General features: G+C 61.2%; 28 protein-coding genes and 2 pseudogenes. 7 read left to right on the forward strand and 23 right to left on the reverse strand.

Going from position 1 to position 26,283, the window contains the following annotated elements:
* Both rimP and GKR99_17470 read right to left on the reverse strand, forming a co-directional pair.
* The gene (rimP, locus tag GKR99_17465) at positions 1-576 is read right to left on the reverse strand and encodes a ribosome maturation factor RimP (protein ID NKB29240.1); all 576 of its coding nucleotides are present in this window, start codon (positions 574-576) and stop codon (positions 1-3) included.
* 165 nt (positions 577-741) lie between these two features.
* Complete coding sequence (locus GKR99_17470) at positions 742-1,365, reverse strand: hypothetical protein (protein ID NKB29241.1); 624 nt, start codon at positions 1,363-1,365, stop codon at positions 742-744.
* A 179-nt stretch (positions 1,366-1,544) separates the two neighbouring features.
* On the opposite strand from GKR99_17470, the gene GKR99_17475 reads away from it, so the two are divergent.
* Both GKR99_17475 and GKR99_17480 read left to right on the forward strand, forming a co-directional pair.
* On the forward strand, positions 1,545-1,919 hold the full coding sequence (locus GKR99_17475) for a DUF2384 domain-containing protein (GenBank protein NKB29242.1): 375 nt from the start codon (positions 1,545-1,547) through the stop codon (positions 1,917-1,919).
* A complete protein-coding gene (locus GKR99_17480; GenBank protein NKB29243.1) occupies positions 1,897-2,631 on the forward strand; it encodes an RES domain-containing protein in 735 nt (244 codons plus the stop codon). Before GKR99_17475 ends, GKR99_17480 begins: the two co-directional genes overlap by 23 nt.
* 73 nt (positions 2,632-2,704) lie before the next feature.
* Here GKR99_17480 and GKR99_17485 read toward each other — a convergent pair whose 3' ends face one another.
* The 5 genes from GKR99_17485 to pip form a co-directional block, all read right to left on the reverse strand.
* Positions 2,705-4,249: a peptide ABC transporter substrate-binding protein gene (locus GKR99_17485; GenBank protein ID NKB29244.1), complete on the reverse strand. Its 1,545-nt coding sequence runs from the start codon at positions 4,247-4,249 to the stop codon at positions 2,705-2,707.
* A 74-nt stretch (positions 4,250-4,323) separates the two neighbouring features.
* Positions 4,324-5,979 (reverse strand): ATP-binding cassette domain-containing protein, encoded by a 1,656-nt coding sequence (locus GKR99_17490; protein NKB29245.1) that lies wholly within the window; start codon positions 5,977-5,979, stop codon positions 4,324-4,326.
* 12 nt (positions 5,980-5,991) lie between these two features.
* Entirely contained in the window at positions 5,992-7,317 is a 1,326-nt protein-coding gene (locus GKR99_17495) for an ABC transporter permease subunit (protein ID NKB29246.1), read from the reverse strand.
* Entirely contained in the window at positions 7,314-8,312 is a 999-nt protein-coding gene (locus GKR99_17500; protein NKB29247.1) for an ABC transporter permease subunit, read from the reverse strand. Before GKR99_17500 ends, GKR99_17495 begins: the two co-directional genes overlap by 4 nt.
* A gap of 89 nt (positions 8,313-8,401) precedes the next feature.
* The gene (gene pip / locus GKR99_17505) at positions 8,402-9,370 is read right to left on the reverse strand and encodes a prolyl aminopeptidase (GenBank protein ID NKB29248.1); all 969 of its coding nucleotides are present in this window, start codon (positions 9,368-9,370) and stop codon (positions 8,402-8,404) included.
* A 68-nt stretch (positions 9,371-9,438) separates the two neighbouring features.
* On the opposite strand from pip, the gene ubiG reads away from it, so the two are divergent.
* The gene (gene ubiG, locus GKR99_17510) at positions 9,439-10,176 is read left to right on the forward strand and encodes a bifunctional 2-polyprenyl-6-hydroxyphenol methylase/3-demethylubiquinol 3-O-methyltransferase UbiG (GenBank protein NKB29249.1); all 738 of its coding nucleotides are present in this window, start codon (positions 9,439-9,441) and stop codon (positions 10,174-10,176) included.
* A gap of 112 nt (positions 10,177-10,288) precedes the next feature.
* Here ubiG and GKR99_17515 read toward each other — a convergent pair whose 3' ends face one another.
* Genes GKR99_17515 through GKR99_17530 form a run of 4 tightly spaced genes read right to left on the reverse strand, consistent with a single transcriptional unit; the run spans position 10,289 to position 12,563 of the window.
* Positions 10,289-10,732, reverse strand: a complete 444-nt coding sequence (locus GKR99_17515; protein ID NKB29250.1) for a MarR family transcriptional regulator — start codon at positions 10,730-10,732, stop codon at positions 10,289-10,291.
* A complete protein-coding gene (locus GKR99_17520) occupies positions 10,729-11,556 on the reverse strand; it encodes a carbon-nitrogen hydrolase family protein (protein NKB29251.1) in 828 nt (275 codons plus the stop codon). The genes GKR99_17515 and GKR99_17520 overlap by 4 nt, the downstream gene beginning before the upstream one ends.
* Positions 11,556-11,813 carry a glutaredoxin 3 gene (gene grxC, locus GKR99_17525; GenBank protein ID NKB29252.1) on the reverse strand — a complete coding sequence of 86 codons (258 nt, stop codon included), beginning with the start codon at positions 11,811-11,813 and terminating at the stop codon, positions 11,556-11,558. Before grxC ends, GKR99_17520 begins: the two co-directional genes overlap by 1 nt.
* Positions 11,814-11,849: 36 nt before the next feature.
* A complete protein-coding gene (locus tag GKR99_17530; protein ID NKB29253.1) occupies positions 11,850-12,563 on the reverse strand; it encodes a ComF family protein in 714 nt (237 codons plus the stop codon).
* A gap of 30 nt (positions 12,564-12,593) precedes the next feature.
* Here GKR99_17530 and GKR99_17535 point away from each other — a divergent pair, with 30 nt between their 5' ends.
* Positions 12,594-13,409, forward strand: a complete 816-nt coding sequence (locus tag GKR99_17535; GenBank protein ID NKB29254.1) for a methyltransferase domain-containing protein — start codon at positions 12,594-12,596, stop codon at positions 13,407-13,409.
* A 51-nt stretch (positions 13,410-13,460) separates the two neighbouring features.
* Complete coding sequence (locus GKR99_17540; GenBank protein ID NKB29255.1) at positions 13,461-14,513, forward strand: ferrochelatase; 1,053 nt, start codon at positions 13,461-13,463, stop codon at positions 14,511-14,513.
* A gap of 39 nt (positions 14,514-14,552) precedes the next feature.
* Here the strand turns inward: GKR99_17540 and GKR99_17545 are convergent, their stop codons facing one another.
* Positions 14,553-15,155 (reverse strand): L,D-transpeptidase family protein, encoded by a 603-nt coding sequence (locus GKR99_17545; protein ID NKB29256.1) that lies wholly within the window; start codon positions 15,153-15,155, stop codon positions 14,553-14,555.
* Between the two features lie 179 nt (positions 15,156-15,334).
* On the opposite strand from GKR99_17545, the gene GKR99_17550 reads away from it, so the two are divergent.
* Complete coding sequence (locus tag GKR99_17550) at positions 15,335-15,961, forward strand: CAP domain-containing protein (protein ID NKB29257.1); 627 nt, start codon at positions 15,335-15,337, stop codon at positions 15,959-15,961.
* 3 nt (positions 15,962-15,964) lie between these two features.
* Here the strand turns inward: GKR99_17550 and GKR99_17555 are convergent, their stop codons facing one another.
* The gene (locus GKR99_17555; protein NKB29258.1) at positions 15,965-16,474 is read right to left on the reverse strand and encodes a L,D-transpeptidase family protein; all 510 of its coding nucleotides are present in this window, start codon (positions 16,472-16,474) and stop codon (positions 15,965-15,967) included.
* Positions 16,475-16,599: 125 nt separating this feature from the next.
* Positions 16,600-16,878, reverse strand: a complete 279-nt coding sequence (locus GKR99_17560) for a hypothetical protein (protein NKB29259.1) — start codon at positions 16,876-16,878, stop codon at positions 16,600-16,602.
* On the opposite strand from GKR99_17560, the gene GKR99_17565 reads away from it, so the two are divergent.
* Positions 16,814-17,005, forward strand: a complete 192-nt coding sequence (locus GKR99_17565; GenBank protein NKB29260.1) for a hypothetical protein — start codon at positions 16,814-16,816, stop codon at positions 17,003-17,005. The two genes, GKR99_17560 and GKR99_17565, sit on opposite strands and share 65 nt — an antisense overlap.
* 65 nt (positions 17,006-17,070) lie before the next feature.
* Here GKR99_17565 and GKR99_17570 read toward each other — a convergent pair whose 3' ends face one another.
* From GKR99_17570 to GKR99_17610, 9 genes and pseudogenes are all read right to left on the reverse strand, one after another.
* On the reverse strand, positions 17,071-18,054 hold the full coding sequence (locus tag GKR99_17570; protein ID NKB29261.1) for a class I SAM-dependent RNA methyltransferase: 984 nt from the start codon (positions 18,052-18,054) through the stop codon (positions 17,071-17,073).
* Positions 18,047-18,550, reverse strand: a pseudogene (locus GKR99_17575) (DNA topology modulation protein FlaR). Before GKR99_17575 ends, GKR99_17570 begins: the two are co-directional and overlap by 8 nt.
* Positions 18,547-20,300, reverse strand: a pseudogene (locus GKR99_17580) (ATP-binding cassette domain-containing protein). Before GKR99_17580 ends, GKR99_17575 begins: the two co-directional pseudogenes overlap by 4 nt.
* Positions 20,301-20,371: 71 nt before the next feature.
* Entirely contained in the window at positions 20,372-22,216 is a 1,845-nt protein-coding gene (locus GKR99_17585) for an ATP-binding cassette domain-containing protein (GenBank protein NKB29262.1), read from the reverse strand.
* A 44-nt stretch (positions 22,217-22,260) separates the two neighbouring features.
* Positions 22,261-22,839: a LysE family translocator gene (locus tag GKR99_17590; protein NKB29263.1), complete on the reverse strand. Its 579-nt coding sequence runs from the start codon at positions 22,837-22,839 to the stop codon at positions 22,261-22,263.
* 1 nt (position 22,840) lies between these two features.
* Entirely contained in the window at positions 22,841-23,437 is a 597-nt protein-coding gene (locus GKR99_17595) for a LysE family translocator (GenBank protein ID NKB29264.1), read from the reverse strand.
* Between the two features lie 55 nt (positions 23,438-23,492).
* Positions 23,493-24,641, reverse strand: a complete 1,149-nt coding sequence (locus GKR99_17600) for a CCA tRNA nucleotidyltransferase (protein NKB29265.1) — start codon at positions 24,639-24,641, stop codon at positions 23,493-23,495.
* Positions 24,638-25,264, reverse strand: coding sequence for an NUDIX domain-containing protein (locus GKR99_17605; GenBank protein ID NKB29266.1), 627 nt, complete (start codon positions 25,262-25,264; stop codon positions 24,638-24,640). Before GKR99_17605 ends, GKR99_17600 begins: the two co-directional genes overlap by 4 nt.
* Positions 25,206-26,201 (reverse strand): Hsp33 family molecular chaperone HslO, encoded by a 996-nt coding sequence (locus GKR99_17610; protein ID NKB29267.1) that lies wholly within the window; start codon positions 26,199-26,201, stop codon positions 25,206-25,208. Before GKR99_17610 ends, GKR99_17605 begins: the two co-directional genes overlap by 59 nt.
* Between the last annotated feature and the right edge of the window lie 82 nt (positions 26,202-26,283).

Raw genomic sequence — 26,283 nt, forward strand, 5'->3', positions numbered from 1 at the left:
TCAGGGTTCCTCGTCGCCGTCTATGATGGTTTCGATCTGGTCGAATTGGGTTTCGTCAATCTCGCCCGCGTCCTTGCGGGCACGCAGCACATCGCGGATCAGATCGTCCGTCAGCACCAGTTTCGCGTCCGACAGCCAATCGAATTGCAGGCCAATGGTGCCTTCTTCAATCTCGATCAGCACCTCGTCGCCCTCGGTACCAGCCAGCGCGCCCTTGAAGCGGCGGCGGCCGTCGATCATCTCGGTCGTTTCAATCTTTGCTTCATACCCCGACCAGGCGTCAAAATCCTTCAGCCGGGTCAAAGGCCGGTCAACACCCGGGCTGGAAACTTCCAGCCGATAGGCGTCTTCGATCGGATCTTCCACGTCCAGCGTCGCCGACACTGCGGTCGAGATCTTGGCGCAATCATCCACTTCGATCCCGCCGTCCGGCTTATCAGCCATGATCTGCAGGCTGGCGGATTTGCCGCTCATCAACCGCAGGCGCACCAGTTCATAGCCCATACCTTCAATCACCGGCGTGACAATGTCAGCAATCCGGCGATCCATCGCGGTTTTGGCGATCAGGTCGGACATCAGGGGCCTTTCGTGGGTTGGCGTTTGGACACAAAAAAACGGGCGCGCGGCCCGTTCGTGAGTTCGGTGGAGTTTCAGGGGTGGAAGCCGAAACGCCGCTGTTGAGAGGGGATATAGAGGGGGGGACGGGTGGGTGCAAGGGGAGTCTGCGCCCACCGAGCCCCGTTAGTCGCCGACCCACCCCTTATCCCGATGCGACCCATCACAATACGGCTTGTTCCCGGACAGTCCGCACCGGCACAGGACGAATTTTGTTTGTGACGCGCCTTCGGCCTGATCTTCGGTCGGGGCGGTGATGCCTGTAACCCAATAGGGTCCGTTCTTTTCGATCTGCACATCGGCCCGGTCGGCGACCAGATGTTCGGGGCCATCCGCATTGCCCAGTGCCAGCGCGCCAGAGGGGCAGGCGGCGACGACGGCGCGGACTTCGTCCTCTGTTCCGTTATCGGGTTGGATCCAGGGTTTCTGGTCCGGGTTGAAGACATGGCTGGCCAGACGGCCGCATTCGGCGGCGTGGCTGCACAGGCGCGGGTTGTAGGTGACGGTTAGCTCGGCACCCTCATAGGCGATGATCCTGTCGCGGCCTGCGGGTGTGCCGCCGCTGCTTTCGAATCCGTTTGAATTGTGACTGCCGTCGCAGAACGGTTTGTTGGCCGAGCCGCCGCAGCGGCAAAGTGCCATCACCGGCTTTACCGCAATGTCTTCCCCGTCCGCGCCGACCATGCGCCGGGCGTTCTTGATGATCAGCGGACCATCCTCGCGGGTTTCGATTGTTGGTGTCTCTGTCATGTCATGCCCCTGATCCCAAACCGATGTCTTTCGTCAGCGAACACCATCAGCCCGCAGCGCGGCAACCCCAATCCGTGCACAATCATATCAGCAAAGATGCTCAAGGGCTTGCAATCAGGTCTTCACTTGATTTCTCAATACAGAATGTGCATATTTCTTTCATCAGAAAGGCAATGCCCATGCAGCTTCAAACCAAATCCCTCTCTTCGCCCGATCCGCATTTCGTTCTGGCAAAGGCGGTTTTGCGCAGCGGTGACCTTCTGGGCCTGTCCCAGCAGGATCTGGCGCAGGTGATCGGCGTCAGCCCGGCAAGCATTTCGCGCATGAAGGCAGGCACGATGCCGCTGACCGGCAAACCTTATGAGCTGGCCGCCCATCTGGTCCGTGTATTCCGGTCATTGGATGCGATCGTCGGCGGTGATGAAGCCGCGATGCGCGGCTGGATGCAGGCCGAGAATCTGGCCCTGGGCGGGGTGCCTGCGGTGCTGATCCGGACGGTCGGCGGGTTGATTGATGTTGTGAATTACCTTGATGCCCGCCGCGCGCCAATCTGACCTTCCCTGCAGACCCTATCGCGGGCAGGTCTGGCGCCTGGTCGAGGCTCAGCATGTCGTTTCGACGACGCGGCTGGTCGATAATCTGGATGAACAGCGGGTGCTGGAAAATATCCTGGAACAGACCAAGCCCCCGGTGCCCGCAGATTGCGCCCATCTGGATTATCTTCTGGCGGCGCCATTCCGATATGGCTGCTATCCGACAGACAGTCGGTTTCGCCGCAAAGGGCGCACGCCTGGTGTCTATTACGCCTCGGAACGGCCAGAAACGGCCGTGGCCGAGGTTGTCTGGTATCGCCTGCGGTTTTACCGCGAATCGCCGGACACGCCGCTTCCCGTGACCGCGGCGGATTACACGGCGATTGCCTGTCGTGTGGCAACAGATCAGGCGATTGATCTGACGGAACCGCCGCTGGCGGCGCGCAGCGACTGGCGCGATCCCGACGATTATTCCGCCTGTCTGGATCTGGCCGATCAGGCCCGCGATGCAGGGGTGGCGGTTATCCGATACGCCTCGGCCCGGCACCCGGAGGGCTGGCCCAATGTCGCGTTGCTGACCTGCGCCGCATTTGCAGACGCCCACCCAAGGCTGCGCCGGTCCATCCGTATTCACCTGCGCCGGGATTCGGCGCAGATCTTCGTCGACGCGCCGCGCGCAAGATACGAGTTTCTGTTGGGAAAGACGCAGTTGCTGCGCAATCCGGCAGATTGATACCGCCAGAACGAAAATGCCCCGCTGAACCAGCGGGGCATTTCCAGTGTCAGTTGCCGTCAGGCTGCCTGAATCAGGCCATCCACCAGCGTTCGGCAATCCGGCCGTTGTCCACTTTGTAGACGTTACCGATGGTGCCAGAGTTGGCGACCTTGTTGGTCTTCGCGCCGACAAAGTTGGCAAACATTGGCAGAATGACGCCACCTTCATCATGCAGGATCAGCTGCATTTCATTATAGATCTCGCGCCGCTTTTCGGCATCGAACTCGGCCCGGCCAATCAGCAACAGTTCCTGGAACCGCGGGTGATCCCAGTTGGTGTCATTCCATGGTGCGCTCGCTTCATAGGCGGTCGAGAACATCAGATCTTCGGTCGCGCGACCCGACCAATAGCTGACAGCCCACGGCTTCTTGAGCCAGACATTTGACCAATATCCATCGGCGGCTTCCTGGATAAGGTTGATGGTGATCCCGGCCTCACGCGCCGAAGCCTGCATCAGCTGTGCCGCATCAGTCGCGCCTGTGAAGGCCGCATTGGAAACTGACAGATCGACGGTCAGCCCTTCCATGCCCGCCTCTTTCAGATGGAACTTCGCCTGATCGGGATCAAACTCAGTCTGCGGCATGTCGGCGTTGAAATAGGTGTTCGCCGGGCCGATCGGGCTGTCATTGCCGACCCGTCCATGTCCTTGCAGGATCTTGTCCACCATTTCTTGCCGCTTGATCGAGAACTTGAGCGCCTTGCGCACATTGTTGTCCGAGAAGGGCGCCGTATCGGTGTGCATCGGGAAGGTGAACTGCTGGTTGCCCGTCACCTCGAATACCGACGTCGCAGGATTGGCATCCAGCAGCGATTCGGTCTTGAAGTCGATGTCATTGATGACGTCGACCTGACCGGTCAGCAGGGCGTTCATCCGCGCGTTGATGTCGTTGACGGCGACATATTCGATCTCGTCGAACCAGCCGGCCTCACCATCCTTGTAGTGGCTGTCGACGCGCTTGCCGACGAAACGCACGCCGGGCTCAAAGCTTTCGACCTTGTAAAGGCCGGTGCCGATGCCATTGGCGATGGCTTCTTCAATCTGGCCCGCCGGATACATCAGCAGGTGATAATCGGCCAGCAGGAACGGCAGGTCTGCGTTGCCCGTCGCCAGGGTAAACTGAACCTGATGATCCGACATCTTCTTCATTTCGGAGATCGCCGAAACGATCGGCTCGGCCGCCGATTTCGATCCTTCCGCGACATGCAGCTGCAACGACGCAATCACGTCATCGGCGCCGAATTCTTTGCCGTTGTGGAACGTCACGCCCTTGCGCAGGTTGAATGTCCAGATCTTGGCGTCTGCGCTGACCTCCCAATCTGTGGCCAGCTCACCCTTAAGCTCTCCATCAGCGGCCACTTCGGTCAGTGAATCAAACACAGCACCCTGTGCCGAGCTGATCATGAAGATATCGGAATGGGTGCGGCTGTCCCAATTGTCCGAAGTGTTGGCCCCGTTCAGGCCCATCCGCAACCGACCGCCACGTTTGGCCTGTGCGGCCACTGGCAAGCCGGTGGCTGCAAGCACACCCAATGCGGCGCCCGATTTGAGCAATCCACGTCTGCTGAAATTCGACATTACGTTCTCCCGTTGTCGTTTGAAACGCCGGGTTGGCCCGCGGCGCAGTTGATATGCATTACTAGGTGATTCGGTTACATCTTATCAACTGCGGCGTCACCGATGTTATCAACACCGCGTGCTTCCAGCAGTTTGGTCAGCCATTCGGGGTCCATCTCGGGGACCGACGACAGTAGCAAATCCGTATAGGCATGATGTGGCGGGGTGAACATTTCGGCCTTGGGCCCCTGTTCAACAACGCGGCCATCTTTCATCACCACGACCTCGTCCGCAATCGCGCGCACGGTGGCCAGATCATGTGTAATGAACATGTAAGAAAGACCCAGCTCATCCTGCAATCGTGCAAGAAGCCGCAAAATCCCCTCGGCCACCAGCTGATCCAGCGCGCTGGTCACTTCATCGCAGATGATGAAACGCGGCTCGGCGGCCAACGCCCGTGCAATCCCGATCCGCTGCTTCTGACCGCCCGACAATTCCGAGGGCAGCCGGTCAATGTATTGCGATGGCTCCAACTCGATCTCATGAAGCAATTCTTCAACCCGCGCGCGTTTCTTCTGGCCTTTCAGCCCACCATAGAACTCCACCGGGCGGCCAATGATCTCACCAATCGACTTGCGTGGATTTAGCGCCGTATCGGCCATCTGATAGATCATCTGAGCCTGACGCAGCTGATCCTTGGACCGCTTGCGATAGTCGAGCGGCATTTCAACGCCATCAAATTCAATCACGCCCTTCGTCGGCGGCAACAACCCCGTGATGCACCGCGCCGCCGTTGATTTGCCCGAACCACTTTCCCCGACAACAGCCACGGTTCGCCCGGCATGAATATCGAAGCTGACATCAAACAAAACCGGGATTGGACCATAGGCGGCGCTGACGTTTTTCACCCGCACAATCGGCACCGCATCCGCCGCCGGGGCCGGTTTTTCAGGCCGCTCGAACGACCGAACCGCCCAGAGGGATTTGGTATAATCTTCTTGCGGCGCGCTGAGCATGGTGGCGGTGTCCGCCTCTTCAACTTCATCGCCCTTCAGCAACACTTTGATCCGGTCTGCCATCTGCGACACGACGGCCAGATCATGCGTGATGTAAATTGCTGCGGTATCAAACTGTTCGACGATGTCGCGGATCGCGGCCAGAACCTCGATCTGGGTGGTCACGTCCAGCGCCGTTGTGGGTTCGTCAAAGATGATCAGGTCTGGCCGGCAAGACATGGCCATCGCCGTCATCGCCCGCTGCAACTGCCCGCCCGACACCTGGTGCGGATAGCGGAACCCGATCTCTTCCGGGTTCGGCAGACGCAACCGGGCATAAAGCGCCATCGCGTCTTCTTCGCTGTCCTTCCTGGCCATCAAACCATGTTGAATCGGCGCCTCGGTATGCTGGTCGATGATCTTATGCGCCGGGTTGAAACTGGCCGCCGCCGATTGCGCGACATAGGCGATCCGGCTTCCCAGCAAGGCGCGTTTTTCCGCAGCCGATGCCTTCAGCAGGTTGATCCCGTCAAATTCGACCGATCCGCCCGAAATGCGCACGCCGTCACGGGTAAACCCCATCGCGGCAAGGCCAATCGTTGACTTCCCGGCCCCCGATTCACCGATAAGGCCCAGAACCTCACCCTTGTGCAGATCGAAACCGGCCCCGTTGATGATCGGGTTCCAAGTTTCATCGCTGCGACCTTCAATCTCAAGATCGCGGATTTTCAGCAGAAGGGGTTTGTCATCGCTCATGTGATCGGCCCCTCATTCTTTCAGGCCAGATGATCTGTGCAGCATCCAGTCGACCACGAAGTTCACCGCCACCGTCAACAAGGCAATCGCCCCTGCGGCCAGCAGCGGCGCGGCCGCGACATTCGGGGCAAATTGGGCAAAATTGATGAACTGGGACAAGTCTTTCACCATCGTCCCCCAGTCGGCCAGCGGTGGCTGGATGCCAAGACCCAGGAACGAAAGCGATGCGATGGTCAGGAAGACAAAGCAGAAGCGCAGACCGAATTCAGCCAGCAGCGGCGCGGTGGCGTTTGGCAGGATCTCGCGGAAGATCAGATAGGGCAGGCCTTCGCCGCGCAGTTTCGCCGCCTCAATATAATCCATCACCACGATCTGGGTGCCGACCGCGCGGGCCAGACGGAACACCCGGGTGCTGTCGATCACTGCGATGATGATCACCATGAAGAAGGTCAGCGGGATCCCAAGGCGCGGCGCCCAGACACTGGCGATGGTCATCAGCAACAACGCAAAGATCAGTGCCGGGATCGCCATCAGAACGTCCACCGCGCGGCTGAGAACCTGATCCAGCCATCCGCCCAGCGTTGCGGCAAGGAACCCGAACGTGCCGCCGAGGAAGAACGCCAGACAAGTGGTTGCAAAAGCAATGCCGACCGTGTTCTGCGCCCCATAGATCAGACGGCTCAGGATATCGCGACCAATCTGATCAGTGCCCAGCGGGAACGCCGGGTCGCCGTTCATCGCCGGATCGCCACCCGGCGTGATATTCGCGATGGGGAAGACCTCTTCCTGGCCGTGCGGCGCAAGCGGGCCAATGAAATACATGAGGATGAACAGCGCCACGGTCAGCAGCGCAATCATGACGACAACCTGATGCGTGTCATTGGTGCTGGACCGGCGCGATAGCTCCACCACCACGACAGCGGCGATACCCAATCCGGCAATAAACACGACCGAGATCGGACCGGCGAAAATCGACAAGATCGCATAGATGATGATGACCAGGATACCGAAGGACGCGGTCAGGGGCATCTGCCGGAACAGCTTGCGACTGGCCGGCGGGCCGACGGTCTGGCCCAGAAGGCGAAACAGATAGGCAGCGACGGCAAAACCGATCAGCCCCTGCACCGCCCAGCGGAAGAAGACGGCGCCGTCCTGAGTGTACAGCCAGACACTCCCAATCAGCGCCGCAGCCGCCAGTACATATCCAAAGGCGACACCATAGGGCATGTCGCGAAAAAACGGTGCGTTGCCCGTGGCCGCCTGCCCTACCGCGCGGAATGCCCAGCCAAGCGCGCCGATGACGACCAGCGCCAGAAGCAGGAATTGCCAAACGCTCATTTCGGATGCCTCAGACGCGGGTTCGACAGGATCGACAGAATATCTGCCGTCAAGTTCAACAGGATATAGGCCGCTGCAAAGATCAGGCAGCAGGCCTGTACGACCGGAATGTCACGGATCTTGACCGCATCCACGAACAGCTGGCCGATGCCGGGATAAACAAAGACCACCTCGACAACGACGACGCCGGTGATCAGATACGCCAGGTTCAGCGCCACAACATTGATGATCGGGGCCAGCGCGTTGGGCAATGCGTGGCGCACGATGACCCGCATCGGACCGATGCCTTTCAGGCGCGCCATCTCGATATACGGACTGGCAAGCAGGTTGATGATCGCCGCCCGCGTCATCCGCATCATATGTGCCATGACGATCAGCGTCAGGGTCAGGGCCGGCAACACCGTGCGCTCAAGCCGTTCGGAGAAGCTCATCCCCTCGAAGATATTGGACAGGGACGGCAAGATCGGATTCAGCACCGCCAGGAACAGGATCAGGATATAGGCCAGGAAGAATTCCGGGCTGGAGATCGAGCTGAGCGTGAAGATGTTGGTTGCCCGGTCAAACGCCGAATTTCGGTAGAGCGCCGCCAGAATGCCAAGGATCAGCGAAATCGGTACCGCAATCGCCGCCGTCACCGTCGCCAGGAACATCGTGTTGGCAAACCGCGGCGCGATCTGCGCGGCGACCGAGTTCATGCCCGATCCCGCTTCCGTTCCGACGAAAGAGGCAAAATTCGCCTGCGCAAAACTATTGCCCAGATCCCCGGTCACGGCCCCACCAAGCCATTGAAAATACCGTGTGACCGGCGACTGGTCGAGGCCCAGGTCCTTGCGGATCGACGCCACGGCTTCGGGCGTGGCGCCTTGACCCAGGATCGCCTCGGCAAAGTCGCCAGGTAGCATGTTCACAGCCGCAAAAATGACGATCGAGACCACGAATAATGTCAGCAAGCCCAATGCAAGGCGCTGAAGGATAATCCCTCCGACAGAACTCATGTCAGCAGTCTCCGCATCGCCGAACAGGTTAGCGACACCTGACAGCAAGTAAACCCTGCAGCGCCCTTCCCTAGCGATAAGCTTGGAATCTATTGCACCAGTACATCGGTTGCGCGGACAAGTTCCGCGCTTATGCCGGGTTCCGACAGGGCGTGTCCCGCGCGCGGGACAATGTGCAGCGCCGACGCTTGCCATACGTTATGCAGACGCTTTGCCGACACCGGCGGGCAGATCATGTCATAGCGTCCCTGAACAATGACACCGGGGATATGGGCGATCTTGTCCATGTTGCGAATGATGTGGTTATCACCGGGCAGGAAGCCGCGATTGACGAAATAATGGTTCTCCAGCCGTGCAAACGCGCGGGCATATTCCGCCGGGCTGTCGCCGCCCGGCCCGGTATTGGCCATCGAGGCCAGCGTGTTTTCCCATTTCGCCCACATCCGGGCAAAGCGCACCTCGGTCGCATGGTCGCCCGAAAACAGCCTTCTGGAATAGGCCGCGATCAGGTCGTCACGCTCGTCTTTCGGAACAAGATCGGTGAATTGTTCCCAGAGGTCTGGCCAGAAATTGCCGGCGCCACCGCCATAGAACCAATCCAACTCACCCTGCGTCATCAGGAACACGCCGCGCAGGATCAGATTGGTGACGCGGTCAGGATGGCTTTGGGCATAGAGCAACGACAGCGTCGCCCCCCAGCTGCCGCCAAACACCGCCCAGCTGTCAATCCCAAGGGTCTGACGGATAAGCTCGATATCCCGGATCAGATGCCAGGTCGTGTTGTTATCCACGCTTGCGTGCGGACGCGAACGGCCACAGCCGCGCTGATCGAACAGCACCACGCGCCATTTGTCCGGGTCGAAATACCGCCGCATCGCAGGGCTGCATCCGCCACCCGGCCCGCCATGCAGAACCACCACCGGGCGACCATCGGGATTGCCGCATTGTTCGACATACACCTTGTGATCATCGCCCACCGCAAGCATCTGATGCGCGAAGGGTTCCAGATGCGGATAGAGGTGTTGTGCCGCAGTGTGTGCATGTGTCGACTTGTCCATAACGGCCTATATAACCGATCAGCCGCGGCTCGCACGGGGTCACGCAGATATTTTTGCCGGAGGGTCCGATGAACAGCACAGTTGATGACGCCGAAATTGCAAAGTTTCAGGCGATGGCGGCTGAGTGGTGGGACGCCGAGGGCAAGTTCAAGCCTTTGCATATGATGAACCCGGTGCGGCTGGACTATATCACCAGCCAGATCGCTGCCGAGTTCGACCGTGATCTGACCACAGATATGCCCTTCGCGGGGCTGCGCATTCTCGACATCGGATGCGGCGGTGGTTTGCTGAGCGAGCCGATGGCCCGGCTGGGTGCCGACGTGGTCGGCGCTGACGCCGCCGAGCGCAACATCCCTGTCGCTGAAATCCACGCCAGGCAGTCCGGTCTGACCATCGACTATCGCCACACCACGGCCGAGGCGCTCGCCAGCGCGGGCGAGCAGTTCGACGCGGTGCTGAACATGGAGGTTGTCGAGCATGTCGCAAACCCGCTGGCCTATCTGACGGCCTGCCGGGGTCTGCTGAAACCCGGTGGGCTGATGATTTGTTCAACCATCAACCGCAACGCCAAAAGCTTCGGCGTCGCAATCATCGGTGCGGAATGGGTCATGCGCTGGCTGCCCAAGGGCACCCATGACTGGGCGAAATTCATTACGCCGGATGAGTTGTATGATCTGCTAAGCAACGCCGGGCTGCTGCCCGTGGACAAACGCGGTTTCGTGTTCAACCCGGTTACATGGTCATGGCGGATATCTGATCGCGATCTGTCGGTGAATTATGTCACAACCAGCCTGAGCCCGGCCTGAGGGTGGGGGCCTCGGGATGTAAAATCCCTCGGGTCTTGGCCGCGGGCGATGGCTGGATGGGCCAGCCCCTCCAGACCTCCCCGGGATATTTTTGGGTCAATGATGGGCAAGATCAGTCGTTTTTATCGAGGTCTTCGCGCAGGTCCCGCAGGACAGGCAGGGCGGCGCGCACGCGGTCCATGCCGACGCGATTTGCAACATCGCGAATCAATGGAACGACCGCTGCGATGGCGGCATCCCGGGCGGCGCGGCCTGCCGGGCTGATCGCAACACGCTTTTTGCGCGCGTCGTTCCAATCGGGGCGGATATGCACGAAACCTGCGCGTTCCAGTTTGGCCAACGTATTGGTCATCGCGCCTTTGGTGACATGGAAAGCGCGCGCAAGCTGTGCGGGTGTGCGTTCCTCGCCCGCGTGGGACAGGTGATTCAGGGTCGAAAACTGGCTAAGCTCCATGCCCTTGGGCAGGGCGCGCCCGATCCGGGTTCGGGCCAGTTGCTCGGTCATCAGAATCTCGCTGAACAGGGCAACGGCAAGGGTGTCGTCAGCATCGCTCATGGGGCACCATAGGGTCGATCGTTGGTCAGGGATGGGATACGCGCGCGCGCCGCTTTGACTGCAGCCAGATCGAGCGTCACAATCGTCACGCCCGGTTCGGTTCCGCCATCTGCCAAAACCTGTCCCCAGGGATCGACAGCCAATGAATGCCCGTAGGTCTGGCGCGGCTTGCCCTTTGTCGCGGCATGGGTCCCGCATTGGGCCGGGGCCAGAACGTAACATCCGGTTTCGATGGCGCGGGCGCGCAGCAAAACCTCCCAATGGGCGGCGCCGGTGACCGGGGAAAATGCCGACGGGCAGCCAAGGATATCTGCGCCAGCTTTGGCCAGATCACGGAACTGACCCGGAAAACGCATGTCATAGCAGATTGTCATCCCGAGTTTGCCCCAGGTAGTTTCGGCCAGCACCGCGTCATCGCCCGGCGCATAGCCATCGGATTCGCGGAACGTCTCACTCGGGGTGACGGCGACATCGAACATATGGATCTTGTCATAGCGCGCCCTGATCCCGCCGTCGCCTGCAATCAGGAACGACCGGTTGACGAACCGTCCATCGGCCCCACCCTTCAGCGCCAATGATCCAAGAAGCAGCCAGACCCGTCGTTCCCGGGCGAACGCACGGCAGGCGGCGAGCGTCATGTCGTCAGCCTCGGCCTGAAGCACGTCACGCTGATGCGCCCGGCTGAGTGACACGCAGTTCGTCACCTCGGGCGTGGCGATCAGTTCCGCCCCAGCCTCAGCGGCCTGTTCCAGCAGGCCAAGCGTTTCGGACAGATTGCGCACCGGATCGTCGCTGGAATTCAGCTGAACCAGTGCAACCCGCATCAGGCGGCCAGCAGCGGGTCCAGCTTCCCGGACCGGTCCAGCGCGTTGATATCGTCAAATCCGCCGACATGTCTGCCGTCGATGAAGATCTGCGGCACGGTCCTGCGACCACTGGCGCGCTGCATCATCTCGGCCCGCTTGTCGGGCGCGGCAGAGACATCTGTTTCGGCAAAACTCTGACCCTTGGCCTGCAACAGGCGCTTGGCGGCGTGGCAATAGCCGCAGAAGGGAGTCGTATAAATCTCGATCATGGCCATTATGGTGGGGTCCGGATTTGTTCGCGTCACGCCTATCTAGGCGTCCTTGACCACCCGCGCCAGTGTCAGAACAGACACGGATGCGGCATCAGCGGCGCGGCAAGCCTCGGTCGCGGCCGCAAGGGTCGCGCCCGAGGTCATGACGTCATCAATCAGGACCACCTTTTGCCCGGCAAGTTGCGCGCCGCGCCTGGGGTGCGGGCGGATGGCATCCTGCATATTCGCGAACCGCGCCGGAACGCTCATCCCGTCCTGCACCTTGGTTTGACGGGTCCGGATCAGCGCATCGGGCAGATATGTCGCCCCGCACGCACGGGACAGAGTCTGTGCCAGCAGGGCTGCCTGATTGTAACGCCGCTTCAACAGCCGCAGCCAGTGGACCGGGATTGGCACGATGACGGCATCCGGCGACAGGACATCTGCGGCCGCGCGCCGCATCCAACGCGCACCGGCGCGGGCAAGTTCGGTCCGGTCACCGTGTTTCAGCGCCAGAACCAGTTTGCGACCGGTATCGGCATAAATCAGCGCCGTTCGTCCGGTGTCCCAAGGCCTGGCCATGTTGATGCAATCGTCACACAGAACCTCTGCGGTATCTTCACCTGGCAGCGGCGCACCGCAGGCATCGCAGACCAGGCCGGAAACGAACCGCGTTGTGGCCCAGCACGCGCCGCACAAGGCATCCCGATCTGCAACCATCGTGGCACAGGCGATGCATTGATGCGGGTATAGCAGGGTCAACGCGGCTTGCATTTCGGTGTCACCTCGGACATCTCGGCGTTCATGACAACGCCCCGCCCAACCTTGGCCGATCGGGTCGCGCTTGACCACCACCGTCGTCGGGCCCGTGATGAGGCGTTGTTTCTGCATCGGGCCGCGCGCGCCGATATCGAAGATCGCCTGGGCGAAATTACGCGCCGGTTCGATGACGTTGCGATCATTTCCCCATTTGCGCACATCTGGGACGGTTTCGGCGCCAGGATCGTGGATGAGGCAGAGGTTCTGGATCTTGAGCCCTGCCAGCACGATCTGGTCATCCATGCGCTTTGCCTGCATTGGGCAGACGATCCGGTTGGCCAACTGGTGCAATGCCGCCGCGCGCTAAGGCCTGACGGTCTTTTTATCGGAACCCTGCTGGGCGGGCAGACGCTGAACGAATTGCGCAGCGCCTTGGCTGAAGCCGAGGTGGCCGCCACAGGCGGGTTGTCGCCGCGGGTTCTGCCGATGGGCGAGATCCGTGATCTGGGGGCGCTGCTGGGGCGCGCGGGCTTTGCGTTGCCTGTTGCAGATGCATCGACCACGACCGTCAGCTATACGGATGCCACGGCCCTGATGCATGATCTGCGCGCCATGGGCGAGGCGAACGCCCTTGCCGACAGAAACAGATCAACACCGGCGCGCGATATATTTTCGCGCCTGAACCGAGACTATGCCGTGAATTTTGCCCAGGCGGATGGGCGCATTCCGGCGACGTTTGAAGCCATCACTCTGACCGGATGGGCACCTTCTGCCGACCAACCCCAACCGCTGCGTCCCGGAAGTGCGCAAACGCGCCTGGCGCAGGCCTTGGGAACCGAAGAATTCGGCCCCGGGCATTGACCAGACCGCAACGCCCGTTAGATGGCGCTGCAGACGCGCAAGGAGGGCCCGATGGCCAACAGACCTGACCACGCTCCAGCCGATCACCCGGCGGTTGCACCCGAAAAAATCGGTGTGCTGATTGCCAACCTCGGGACTCCCGACGGTACGGACTATTGGTCGATGCGCCGCTATTTGAACGAGTTCCTGTCCGACAAGCGCGTCATCGACTATCCGGCGTGGAAGTGGCAGCCGATCCTGCAAACGGTGATCCTGGGCAAACGGCCATTTACCTCGGGCGCGGCCTATCGGTCGATCTGGAACACTGAGGCGGATGAAAGCCCGCTGATGACAATCACCAAGGCGCAGACAAGCGCATTGCGTGACCGGCTGATGGCGGACTTTGGCGACGGCGTTCAGGTGGAATTCTGCATGCGCTATGGCAACCCGTCCACGCCCTCGGTCGTGCGTCAAATGGTTGAGGATGGCTGCCGCAAGATCCTGTTCTTCCCGCTCTACCCACATTACGCCGGGGCCACGACGGCGACTGCGAACGATCAGTTCTTTCGTGCCCTGATGGCCGAAACCTGGCAACCACCGGCGCGCACGGTGCCTGCGTATTTTGAGCATCCCGCCTATATTGATGCGCTTGCGCAATCCGTGGAAACCGCCTGGTCCGCCGCGGCCACCAAGCCAGACGTGTTGGTGGCGTCCTATCACGGGATGCCGCTGCGCTATCTGACGCAGGGTGACCCGTATCATTGCCAGTGCCAGAAAACGACGCGCCTGCTGCGGGAACGGCTGGGCTGGGATGTGGATCAGATCATCACGACCTTCCAGTCCAAATTCGGCCCAGAGGAATGGCTGCAACCCTACACCGTCGAGGAAGTCGCTCGCTTGGCCAAAGCCGGAAAGACAAACATCGCCGTGATCGCCCCAGCGTTTTCAGCCGATTGCATCGAGACGCTGGAAGAGATTAACGAGGAGATCCGCGAAAGTTTCGAGCACGCCGGCGGTCAGGGCTTCACCTATATCCCCTGCCTGAACGACACCCCCGCGCATATCGACGCGCTGGCGCAGATTGTGGCGGAAAACCTGGGCGGCTGGATCGAAAAAGGGCGGTAGGTTTCCCCACCGCCCCGTCAAAATCGGCTTCGTCTCGCCTCAGATCAACAAAACCTGAGTCTTGACCTTGGTCAGCTGATACAGCTCGGCAATGTGCTCGTTATAAAGGCCAATGCAGCCGTTCGACGACCGCCGACCGATCTTGCGTGTGTCCTGCGTTCCGTGGATGCGATAGAACTTCCAGCTGAGGTACAGCGCGTGCGTTCCCAGCGGATTATCCGGCCCGGCAGGCAGGAAATCGGGCCACTCAGGGTTGCGGATTTTCATGGCCGGTGTCGGGGACCATGTCGGGCCATCAACCTTGCGGGTGATCTCGGTCCGGCCACGGCGCGTCAGGTCGTCTGTCATCGGCACGGATGTCGGATACAGGCGGTATTCTTCCCGCTCGTTCCAGAAGTGCAGCGCACGGCTGTTGATGTCGACCAGGATCGCCCCATTGGCGAGGTTTTCGAAATAGGGCCGCCAGTCCAGCATCCGAAAGCTGGAGGCGTTTCGTTTCACCCGGCCAGAAATCTGATTGCGAAATTCAGTCGTCGGGCCATGCGTCGTCTGGGCCAGCGCCGGTGCGCCGATCAGGCCGCTTGCGGCGGCCCCGGCAAGGAACATGCGGCGCGATTGGGTCGCGTTCTTCGCTTGGGTCATATCTGTCACTCCGTCCTCAACAGGTGTTTTGCGACTGCTCATAATGTGGTTATTCATGTCGGGCAAATCAAACCCCCGTCAGAACGCCACAGATATGCTGAAATCCGCCGGTAGGGTTTGTCGGGGCCGGATTTACCCTGTAAGCACGGCGCCGAGGCGAAAATAACAGGATTCAGCGAATGAACCGCGCGACCCTTACCTTGTTTGCAGGCATATTAGCCCTGGCCGCCTGCGCCATTCCGGTTGAACGCGTCGGAACCGGCACGCCGGGAACGACGCAAGTGTACCGGATCGACCAGATGGATCCGGCTGCGGTGCAGTTCCGGATGGTGGATTCGATGAACGCCCTGCGCCGCCGTCAGGCGGCCCCGCCGGTGAAGTTGAACGCACAGTTGAATGCCGCCGCCGAAACTCATTCGCGCGACATGCTGCGCCAGAACCGGCCCTGGCACTTCGGCTCGGACGGGTCATCGCCGCTGGAGCGGATCAAACGTGCCGGATACACCGGCGCGCTTCTGGGCGAGAATATCTCGGAAAGTTTCGAGACCGAGTTGCAGACCTTGAACGCCTGGATGGAAGCGGCCGAAACCCGTGATGTCATCCTGGATCGTGCCGCGCGCGATGTCGGCTTTGCCTGGGCGCAGGACACCAATGGCAAGATCTGGTGGACGCTGATCACCGGCACCACCGCCGCGCCGCGACAGGTTGTGGCGCAAGTGGCCACAGTGACGACCGTGCCGGAGACCCAGACCGGTGACGGCATTCCCGAAGGTGGATTTTCGGCCGAACAATTCCTGAATCAGTAACCCCTAGGGGTTGATCGTCACTGGAACGCCGTTGCGCGGAACCATTTTCCAGATCTCTTCGATCTCGTGATTTTCGACACTGATACAGCCCGCCGTCCAGTCCGGTCCGATCGGACTGGTCTTGCGGCGCGCGCCGTGGATGAAGATGTCTCCGCCAGGGCTGACACCAAGGGCGCGTGCCTCTGCGCGGTCCCGCGCATTGGGATAATTGATGCCCAGTGACAGGTGGAAGATGCTGCGGTTGTTGCGCCGGTTGATGAAGTATTCGCCCTCGGGCGTGCGGCCATCACCCTGGCGCACCTTGTCACCCGATGGATTGAAACCAAGCTCCACATCATAGGATTTCAGCGTGCGGCGGTCATGCATCAGGTACATTTTCCGCGCGCTCTTGTCGACGACGATGCGTGTCACTTCGGGTCCGGTATAGACCGGGCCGGTAACCTCGACCTCGGGCACCGTGCAGCCGAACAGCAATACCGCCGCGCCAATCAGAGTGAGAAGTGTTTTAACCATTCGCCTGTCAATCCTGCCACGCCCTGCAAGGGGCGATTCGTTCATAACCGATCGTAGGCGTTGCGGGAATCCGTTTTCATCACGGATCTGTCACGCCTGCGCGAGGGGGGGGCGGCGCGCACGGCTCAATCCCGCCGCAACGCCGCGACCAGTTCGACATGGGTCGACCAGCGGAACTGATCAACCACGTCGATCCAGTCAATGCGATACCCGCCCTCTGCCAGAATTGCCGAATCACGCGCAAAACTGGCCGGATCGCAACTGACCATCGCCAGGCGTTTGGGACCATGACCGGCCAGCACCTGTGACTGCGCCTGCGCACCCGCACGCGGCGGATCGATGACCACGCCGTCAAACCGGGCCAGTTCATCCGCCAACAGCGGGCGGCGGAACAGATCGCGCACCTCGGTCGATTGTGTTGAAAAACTCCGAAATCAGAGCGTCGCGGATTTCTTGCGAAAACCTATGAAGCGAAATAGTCGGAAAGCTTTGACCACGAGACAGCGCATGGCTGCGCGTGAGCGCATGTAGGCGATTTGGGCCGACCCCCGCGCCAAAAATTTAGGATCGGGCTGCATGGAAAGAAAAATCATCGTTCAGGCCCTAAAACGGAGTTTTTCAACACAATCGGTCGAAACCGGCTTTACACCTGTCGCACTGCGCCACCCGGCGGAGAGGGCCTCCAGCATCGCGGCGTCACCCTCAACCGCGTGAAAAGAGGCGGTCGCGGCCAGCGGCAGAGTGAAAGTGCCGCAGCCCGCGAACAGATCGACGACATGTTTCGCGCCGACCAGCGCTTCACTCACACCGGCAACCAGCGCCGCCTCACCCATCTCGGTTGCCTGAAGGAAGGCGCCGGGTGGCGGGGCAACCATCGCTGGCCCGAACGCCTGACGGGGTGGCCGATCCAGAAACACAAGGTCATCCCCCCAGGACAGCCGCGCAATACCGGCGCTGGCAGTCAGGGATGTCAGAACCGAGATCAGGCTCTGATCCAGCGGTTTTCCCCCTGAAACGGCAACATCCAACCCTTCGGTCGACTGCGTCACGGCCAGTGTCAGCGTTCCCTTTCTGCTGGCCGTGGCGACCACCAGATCCCGCAATACCGGCAAGGACGCCATGATCTGCGGATCCAGAATGTGACAATCCAGAACATCAACCAGAACTTCCGAAGCGCGCCCGTGAAACCCCACAATCGCCCCGGTCTTGGTGCGCCGCCCGGTGAACACGGCGCGGCGTCGTGACCGCGCGGACGAGGTTTTGACATCGCGGATCGGGCCCTCCAACCCCTGCGCCGAAAGCGCGCGACGCACCTGTTCTGCCTTCCAGCCCGCCACAAAACCGTCGCTGGCGTGCTGAACGGCACAGCCGCCGCAGGTTTTGTAATGTCGGCACGCCGCCGCCACCCGATCTGACGAGGGCGACAGAATCTTCTGTTGCACGATCCTGTCGCCGGTCAGCACGCCGGTCACCACTTCGCCCGGCAGGGTACGCGCCGCATAGATCGCGCGACCTTCAAGCGTTCCGATCCCATCCCCCTGACGGCCCAGGCGGTCGATGGAGATTTCCAGCTCAGACATGGGTCAGAAACTCCGCTACTTTGGCCCGATTGTGCAGATGGTGACAGGTCAGATGCGGCGGCGGATCGGTCAAGATCGCCATATGGCGCCGCCGCAGCTTTCTGCTGGTCCGAATGATGAACCAATAAAACGCAAGGTTCAGCTGTTCAGGGCAGTTTTCCGGCAGATCAGGCCGCGACTGGCCCCGATACTGCGCCCAGCGCTTCAAAACGCGCCACAATCGCAAAGCCAGCGGAAGGTCCAGCCAGATCAGTGTATCGGCCCGGGCAATCCGTTGAGGATAGGTCGCGGAATGGCCGCCTTCGAAGATCCAGAGATCCCTGGCATGAACCTACTCGGTCATGTGCGATTTCGTGTCATGGGGTCGTTCCACCCATCCAGGTAGCCAATGGATCAGATCCATGTGAAACACCGGCAGGCCGGTCCGGGCACCCAGCGCCCGGGCAAAGGTCGATTTGCCCGACCCCGGCCCGCCAACCACCATGACCCGCTTCATTCGGCTGCTTCGGTACGGATGAAGCCGCCCGATTGGCGCGCCCAGAACCGGGCATAAAGCCCGTTCCGGGCAAGCAGGTCACTATGTGTGCCTTCTTCGACAATGCGACCCTGATCCAGCACGATCAGGCGATCCATATGCGACAGGGTCGACAGGCGGTGTGCGATGGCCAGCACCGTTTTGCCATCCATCACACGTTCAAGCGCTGTTTGGATCGCCGCCTCAATCTCACTGTCCAGCACGCTGGTCGCTTCGTCCAGAACCAGCACTGGCGCGTCCTTCAGGATGGCGCGCGCCAGCGCGATCCGCTGACGCTGACCGCCGGACAGTTTCACGCCCCGCTCCCCCAGATGCGCGTCATAGCCGCGGCGCCCCGCGAAATCCTTCAGGTCCAGGATAAACTCATGCGCTTCGGCCCGTTTTGCGGCGTTGATCATATCCGCCTCGGACGCGTCAGGGCGCCCGTAGAGGATATTCTCGCGGGCCGAGCGGTTGAACATCGCCGTATCCTGCGTGACCATCGCGATCTGTCGGCGCAGGCTTTCCTGCGTCACTCCGCGAATATCCCGGCCACCGACGCGGATTTCCCCGTCTTCGGGATCATATAGCCGCAGCAATAACGCCACGAGGGTCGATTTCCCCGCCCCTGACGCCCCGACAATGCCCAGTTTCTCACCCTCTCGGATTGTCAGGTCAAGGCTGTCGACGCCACCGATTGAACGCCCATAAGCAAAGGAAACGCCGTCAAATTGACCCCTCCGGCATGTTTCAGCGTGCCGGCATCCGGCGCATCGACCAGCGTATGCGGCGGGGTCAGGGTGTTGATGCCATCCTCGATCTCTCCGATGTTGGAATAGATCCCCATCAGCGTGAAGCTGACCCAGCCGGTCATCTGCGAGATGCGGATCGCGATGGTCCCTGCTGCTGCAATATCGCCCGCACTGGCGGCACCACGGCTCCATAGGTACAGCGTTGCGCCGACCAGAAGCACCGGCAACGTCCCGGCCAGTGTCATCAGGGTGACCCGAAAAACGGCCGCAAGCACACCGAAATCCAATGCCCGTTCGCGGAACGTGCTGATCGCCCCGATGGCCGCACGATCTTCGTGTTCGGCATGGGCGAACAGTTTGACGGTGTTGACGTTGGTGATCGTGTCGACGATCTGGCCGGTGACCATCGCGCGCGCGGCAGCCCGGTTCTTGGACCGGCTGCGCACCATCGGCATGAACAACCGGATCAGCAGAAAATAGGCGACCAGCCAGGCGGCCAGAGCGATGGCAACACTGCCGTTGATTGTGGTCAACAGGAACACCGCGCCGATCAGGGTCGCCAGCGCGAAAAACACAACGTTGATAACTTCGGTCGCAACATCCGTGATCGCGCGCGCCGTCTGCATCTGTTTTTGCGCGATGCGTCCGGCGAAATCATCATCAAAGAAGGTCACCGCCTGCCCAAGGGTCCAGCGGTGCAGACGTGTCAGAACCAGCGGATTGATGTTCGGTCCCTCGATGATCGCATTGCTGCCCGCGGATAAACCGAAGGTAACCGGGCGCACGATCAGAAAGAATGCGGCAACCAGCAGAAGCTGGGTCATATTTTCAGCCCAGAACACCTCCAACTCGCTGCTCAGTGCTGCGTCGATGACACGCCCCAGCATGAAGGCCGAAACGACCTCCATCGCGCCTGCGATGGCCGAGAATATTCCCGCCATCCACAGCCATTTCCACGAGCCCGCCAGTGCCCAGCGCATAAAGGGCATCAGCGCGCGCGGCGGCGGGCCGCTGGCGTGTTGGAACGCGTCGATCAGGGCTGCGAAACGCCTCATTCCGCGGCCTCTTCGACACCGATGAAGCCGCCTGACTGGCGATCCCAGAACCGCGAATACAGCCCTTTCTGGGCCAAAAGCTGAGAATGAGTGCCGTTTTCCACGATCCGCCCGTCGTTGATAACCACGATCCGATCCAACCGCGCGATGGTGGACAGCCGGTGCGCGATGGCGATCACCGTCTTACCTTCCATCATACCGTACAGCGTGTCCTGAATCGCCGCCTCAACCTCGCTATCCAATGCGCTTGTCGCTTCGTCCAGCACCAGGATTGGCGCGTCCTTCAGGATAACCCGGGCAAGCGCGATGCGCTGGCGTTGACCTCCCGAAAGTTTCACGCCGCGTTCCCCGACGCGGGCGTCAAAACCGGTGTTGCCTTCGGGGTCAGACAGATCGGCAATAAATTCCAACGCCTCTGCCCGGCGGGCAGCAGCGATCATCTGCACGTCGCTGGCATCGGCGTTGCCATAAAGGATATTTGCCCTGACCGAGCGATGAAGCAGGCTGCTTTCCTGCTGTACCATTCCAATCGCGCGGCGCAGGCTGTCCTGCGTCACCGCGCGGATGTCCTGCCCATCGATCCGGATCACCCCGCCCTCTGCGTCGTAAAACCGCAACAACAGTTTCACCAGGGTCGACTTGCCCGCGCCCGAGCGTCCGACGATCCCGACCTTCTCACCCGGGGCGATATTCAGATCTATACGCTCAAGCCCGCCAGACTGGCGGCCATAGTGATGCGTCAGGGCCTGTATTTCGATCCGCCCGTCCGTCACGCGCAACGGCTGCGCATCCGGCGCATCGACCAGCGTGATTGGCTGGGCAATCGTCTCCATCCCTTCAGAAACGACGCCAAGTTCCCGAAAGAAACTTGTCAGCGCCCACATGATCCAGCCGGTCATCGCGCTGAGGCGTAGCACAAGGGCCGTTGCAGCTGCGATCACCCCGGCGGTCGCGGACCCGCCCAGCATCAGGTAGATGGCCCAACCGACGACGCCGACGATCAACACGCCGTTCAGCGTCACCAGCGTGACATCCATGACCGTGAAGATCCGCATCTCACGCGCGAAGGTCTGGCGCGTATTCTCGATTACGCTTTTAGCGCCCTGAAGCTCCTCGGCCGATTGGGCGAACAGTTTCACCGAATGAATGTTGGTATAGGCATCCACAATATTGCCGGTGACCGCGCTGCGCGCGCCCGACGCCGCCTTGGAGGCTGGTCCGACCCGGCGCACCGTCCAGCGGATCAGCAGCGCATAAAGCCCCAGCCAGATCAGCAGCGGGATCGTCAGGCGAATGTCCGCATCGGCCAGCAGCACGAAGGCCCCGACCGCATAGGCCAGCGAAAAGGTGATCGCGTCGAAAATCTGAAACACAGCCTCGCCCGCCGCAGGTGGGGTTTGCGTCACGCGGTTGGCGATGCGTCCGGCGAAATCATCCTCGAACCAGCCGACAGACTGTCGCAACACATGGCCATGCGCGCGCCAACGGATGAGCGTGCCGAAGTTCGGCAGGATCGTATTGTTCAGCAGTGCCACATCGAGGCCTTGGACGATCGGGCGCACCAACAGGATGAACAGCGCAACTAAGATCAGTTCAACTTTGTTGTCCTGCCAGACGGTGGCAGGTTCGCCACCCGACAGCAGGTCGATCACCCGCCCCAGATACCACAGCAATCCCACCTCGATCGTCGCCGTAATCACCGACATCATCGCCGAGATGGCGAAGATTTTCTTGAATGGCTGGGCATAGTTCCACAGGAACGGCCAAAGCCGATTGGGCGGACGATCCGTCGCCTCGTGGTCGACATAGGGGTCGACGAGGGATTCGAAGAAGCGGAACAACGATGAAACCTGATGTATGGATGCGTCGTATAACGCAGGAATTCTCAGATGAAAACGAGGGCTGCTGACAAGGCCAGCAAAGCGGCAAGGATTCGAACAAAATTCGCCCATACGGTGGCTGACGACAAAAGCTTTCCCAGGACATTCCCGGCGGCGGTCCAGAAGGTGCAGACGCAGATGTTGATGCCCATGAACACCAGCGCCAGACGCAACACCTCTGCGGTGAGTGTGCCACCCCCCGGATATCCCGCAGCCGCCGCCAATGCGACGGCCCAAACCTTGGGGTTGGCGGCCTGAAAAATCACCGCCTCAGCAAAGGTGAACGGGCGGCCAGCGTCTTCTGCCTGTGGTCTTGCAGCGGTTTGCAGCAACCGCCAGGCCAGCCAGAGTATCCAGACCGCAGCGGCACATTTCAGAGCGAATTCAAGCGTCGGCCGCGCCGCCAGTGCGGCGGCGATGCCCAGCGCGGTAAGCGCGGCAACCGACCCGACACTCAGTGAGATTCCGGCCAGATGCGGGATCGTACGGCGAAAGCCAAAGCGCGCGCCTGACGCCGTCAAAAGGACGATATTCGGTCCCGGCGAAAACAACCCCACGAAAACGAAGGCGATCAGCGCGCCCATCTCAGCCCAGAAACAACAGGATGACCGTCAGCACGATCAACCCGGCCATCGCCCGGTTGAACCAGGTCAGCCGCCCCGGCGCCTCGGCCCAACGCATCAGCGTCTGTCCCGCCAAAGCCCAGGCCGATGCACTGGTCAGCCCCGCCACGAAGAAAACGCCCGCAATGACCAGCGCGCTGCGAAACGGATCGGCAGGCAGAATGAACTGGCTGGAGATCGCGATACCCATCGCCCAGCCCTTTGGGTTGATCCACTGAAACGCAGCCGATTCGAAGAACGTGAATGGGCGGGATTTGCCCTGTTTCGACCCTATGCTGCCGGTATTCGCCAGTTTCCACGCCATCCATAGCAGGATCAGCGCCCCGCCCCAACGCAGTGTTTCGCGCAGCATGGAGCTTTGCTGAAAAAGCTCACCCAAAAACACTCCGACCAGAAACATCATCAGTGGAAAGCCCAGCGCAATTCCCAGAACATGGGGGAGCGTTCGCATATACCCAAAAGTCGCACCCGAACTGGCCACCAGCGCGTTGTTTGGCCCCGGCGTCCACGCCCCGGCGAACGCCAGGGCGACCAGCCCAAGAAAAATATCGAGTGTCATGCGGTATGTCCGATGTTCGTGATCGGCGCGACCCTGCGCGCCGGGGCAATCCGGGTCAACCCAGCAGCGCCGCCTTGTCCAGCGCGAAACCCGAAGCGATCCAACGCGCCTCCACCTCGGCCAGCTTTGCGCCCAACGCGGGGCCCGAAAACGCAGGCATCAGGTCTTTCGCTGTCACCGGACATGTCGCGGTGGCCCCGGCAGCGATTTGTGCTTCATGATCGGGCGCGATGTCGCCACCCAGCATCGCCACGCGCAGCAATGCAACGTCCCGCGCCGTACCCTCGCCATGCCGCCAGGCGGTTTCGGCCAATCCGGCGCTGTCCGCAATCAGCGTGCGCAGCAATTCCAGCTGCTTCGCCTCGGCCCGTGACAGGCGAAGGGCGGTCACAGGCTCTGCCCCACCCAATGCCGCAAGACGCCGCAACGGGTCTGGCTCTGCGCCGACTGCTCTCTCATGATGCACCAATACCGCAAGGGGCGCGCCGTCTGCCCCCGGCAACACACGCATCAGAACGCCGGACATCTGCATGGACGCAGCTGCCGGTGCCGGATCAGCCGCACCCAACAGTTTCTTCATCTCGGCCCCGATGCGTTCGCGCGACACAGCCTCCAGCCCCTCGGCCCCTGCCGCGCAAGCCGCAAGTCCGTCCGCGTCGATCCCGTTTGCCGGATCACCATAGAGCGCCGTGAACCGAAAAAACCGCAGGATACGCAGATAGTCTTCGAGCACCCGCGCATCGGCGTCGCCGACAAACCGCACCCTGCGCGCCCGAAGGTCGGGCAACCCATGGACGGGATCAAGCACTGCACCGGTGCGATCCGCATAAAGGGCGTTCATCGTGAAATCCCGTCGTTTCGCGTCCTCTTCCAAGGACGCGCCGAACGCGACGGTGGCGCGCCGCCCATGAGTGTCCACATCGCTGCGGAATGTCGTCACCTCATAGGGTGTGCCCGCAGATACCAGGGTCATCGTGCCGTGGTCGATCCCGGTGGGAATGGCTTTCACACCGGCAACCTCGGCCAGCGCGGTGACCTGATCGGGCATGGCATTCGTTGCCAGATCAATGTCGCGCACTGGTACGCCCAGAAGGTCATCACGCACACAGCCGCCCACAGCCCAAATTTGGTGGCCGCCGCTTTCAATCGCCTCGAAGACCGCTTGTGTCGCAGGCCGGGTCAACCAGTTTCCGCGTAGCTTCATGTCGCGACCCTGTCAACCAGCGCCCGCAAGATCCGCGCCGTTGCGCCCCATATGTAATAGGGACCATAGGGCACCGCATAATAATATCGCCGCTGGCCGCGCCAGCGCCGGGATTCGACCCTGAAACTGCGCGGATCGGTCAAATGAGACAGGGGTGCACGGAACACTTCGGCCACTTCACCGGCTTCGGGAACCGGCTGAAACCCCGTGTCGACCCAACCCAGAACCGGTGTCACGGTAAAGCTGGTCACGGTCTCATGGGTTGGCATCACGCCCAGAACTTCGACCGCGTCCGGGCGCAGGCCGATCTCCTCCTCCGCCTCGCGCAATGCGGCGTCTTGCGCGGTCTCGCCCGGTTCCATCTTGCCGCCAGGAAAGGCGATCTGACCCGGATGGTGTTTCAGCGCCGACGACCGAACCGTCAGGATAACTTCGGCCTCGGGCGTAAGCCCGACCAGCACCGCCGCCCCGCGCAGTTTTCGTTCAGGCGGCAGGGTGACATCGCTGTTCAGATCATAATCCGACGATGGCGGCCCCACGGCCGCCAAAGCCTTGCGCAGTCGTTCAGGCGTCACCTGTGGCCCCGGTCGCCTCGAATCCCAGGGTTGCGGGGTCGAATTCATAATGCGCCCCGCAAAACTGGCAATCGGCGGTTACAATACCCGCGTCGGTCGTCATATGGGCGATGTCCTTTGCGGAATAGATCGACAGGCTCTGGCGTACCTTATCGTCAGAACAGGTACAGCCAAAACTGACCGGCTGGCTGTCATAGACGCGCGGCGCTTCTTCATGGAACAACCGCACCAACAGGTCGGTCGGCTGGACCTTTGGCCCGATCAGCTCGATCTCCTCAACCGTATCCAGCAGCGTGTTTGCCCGGTTCCAGGCATCTGCATCGTCGTCATGCAGCACGTCACCGGCGGCCAACAAACCCCCTTCGCCCGAGCCACCGCCCTGCATCAAGGGCGAGGCTTTGGGCATATGCTGCAACATGATGCCGCCACCGCGCCAATGTTCCGGCTGACCCGGCAGCCGCGACCGTCCCATCGACAGGGAAAATCGCGTCGGCAATTGCTCGGACTGCGCAAAGTAAGTCTCGACACAGGCCGCCAGCGTCCCGCCGGCAATTGGCGTGATCCCCTGATAGGGGGTCGTCCCGTCGCCCTGATCAATCAGCACCGCGAAATAACCCTTGCCGATCTGACCAAACGCAGGTGCATCCGAATCCAACCGTTCGCCGTCATAACTGGCATAGCCACGCATCCGCGCCGGACCGCCGGGTTCCGCCGGGGCCAGAAAATCGGTCGCAATCAGCCGTGCCGGGCCGTCACCGCGAATTTGCAGCGACAGCTTCCAGCGCAGGTCAATCGTCTGCCCGATCATCGCGGTCAGCATCACAGCCTCGGCCACCAGTGCCTCGATCGGGGCCGGATAGTCGTGCTGTTCCAACACCTGGTTCAACACGCCGTCCAGACGCGCCACGCGGCCCCGAATGTCGGACCGGTCAAGTTGAAATGGCAGGACGGTGTCGTCCCAGGCAATCTGCGCGCCCAGGGGGATATCGCGGGTCATTTGGGGGGTGTGCCTTTCATTGGTAGGCTGACTATATAGGCGGCAGGCATCGGCGTCCAAGGGGTCTGAC

The sequence above is a fragment of the Paracoccaceae bacterium genome (assembly GCA_012103375.1).
GTDB lineage: Bacteria > Pseudomonadota > Alphaproteobacteria > Rhodobacterales > Rhodobacteraceae > WLWX01.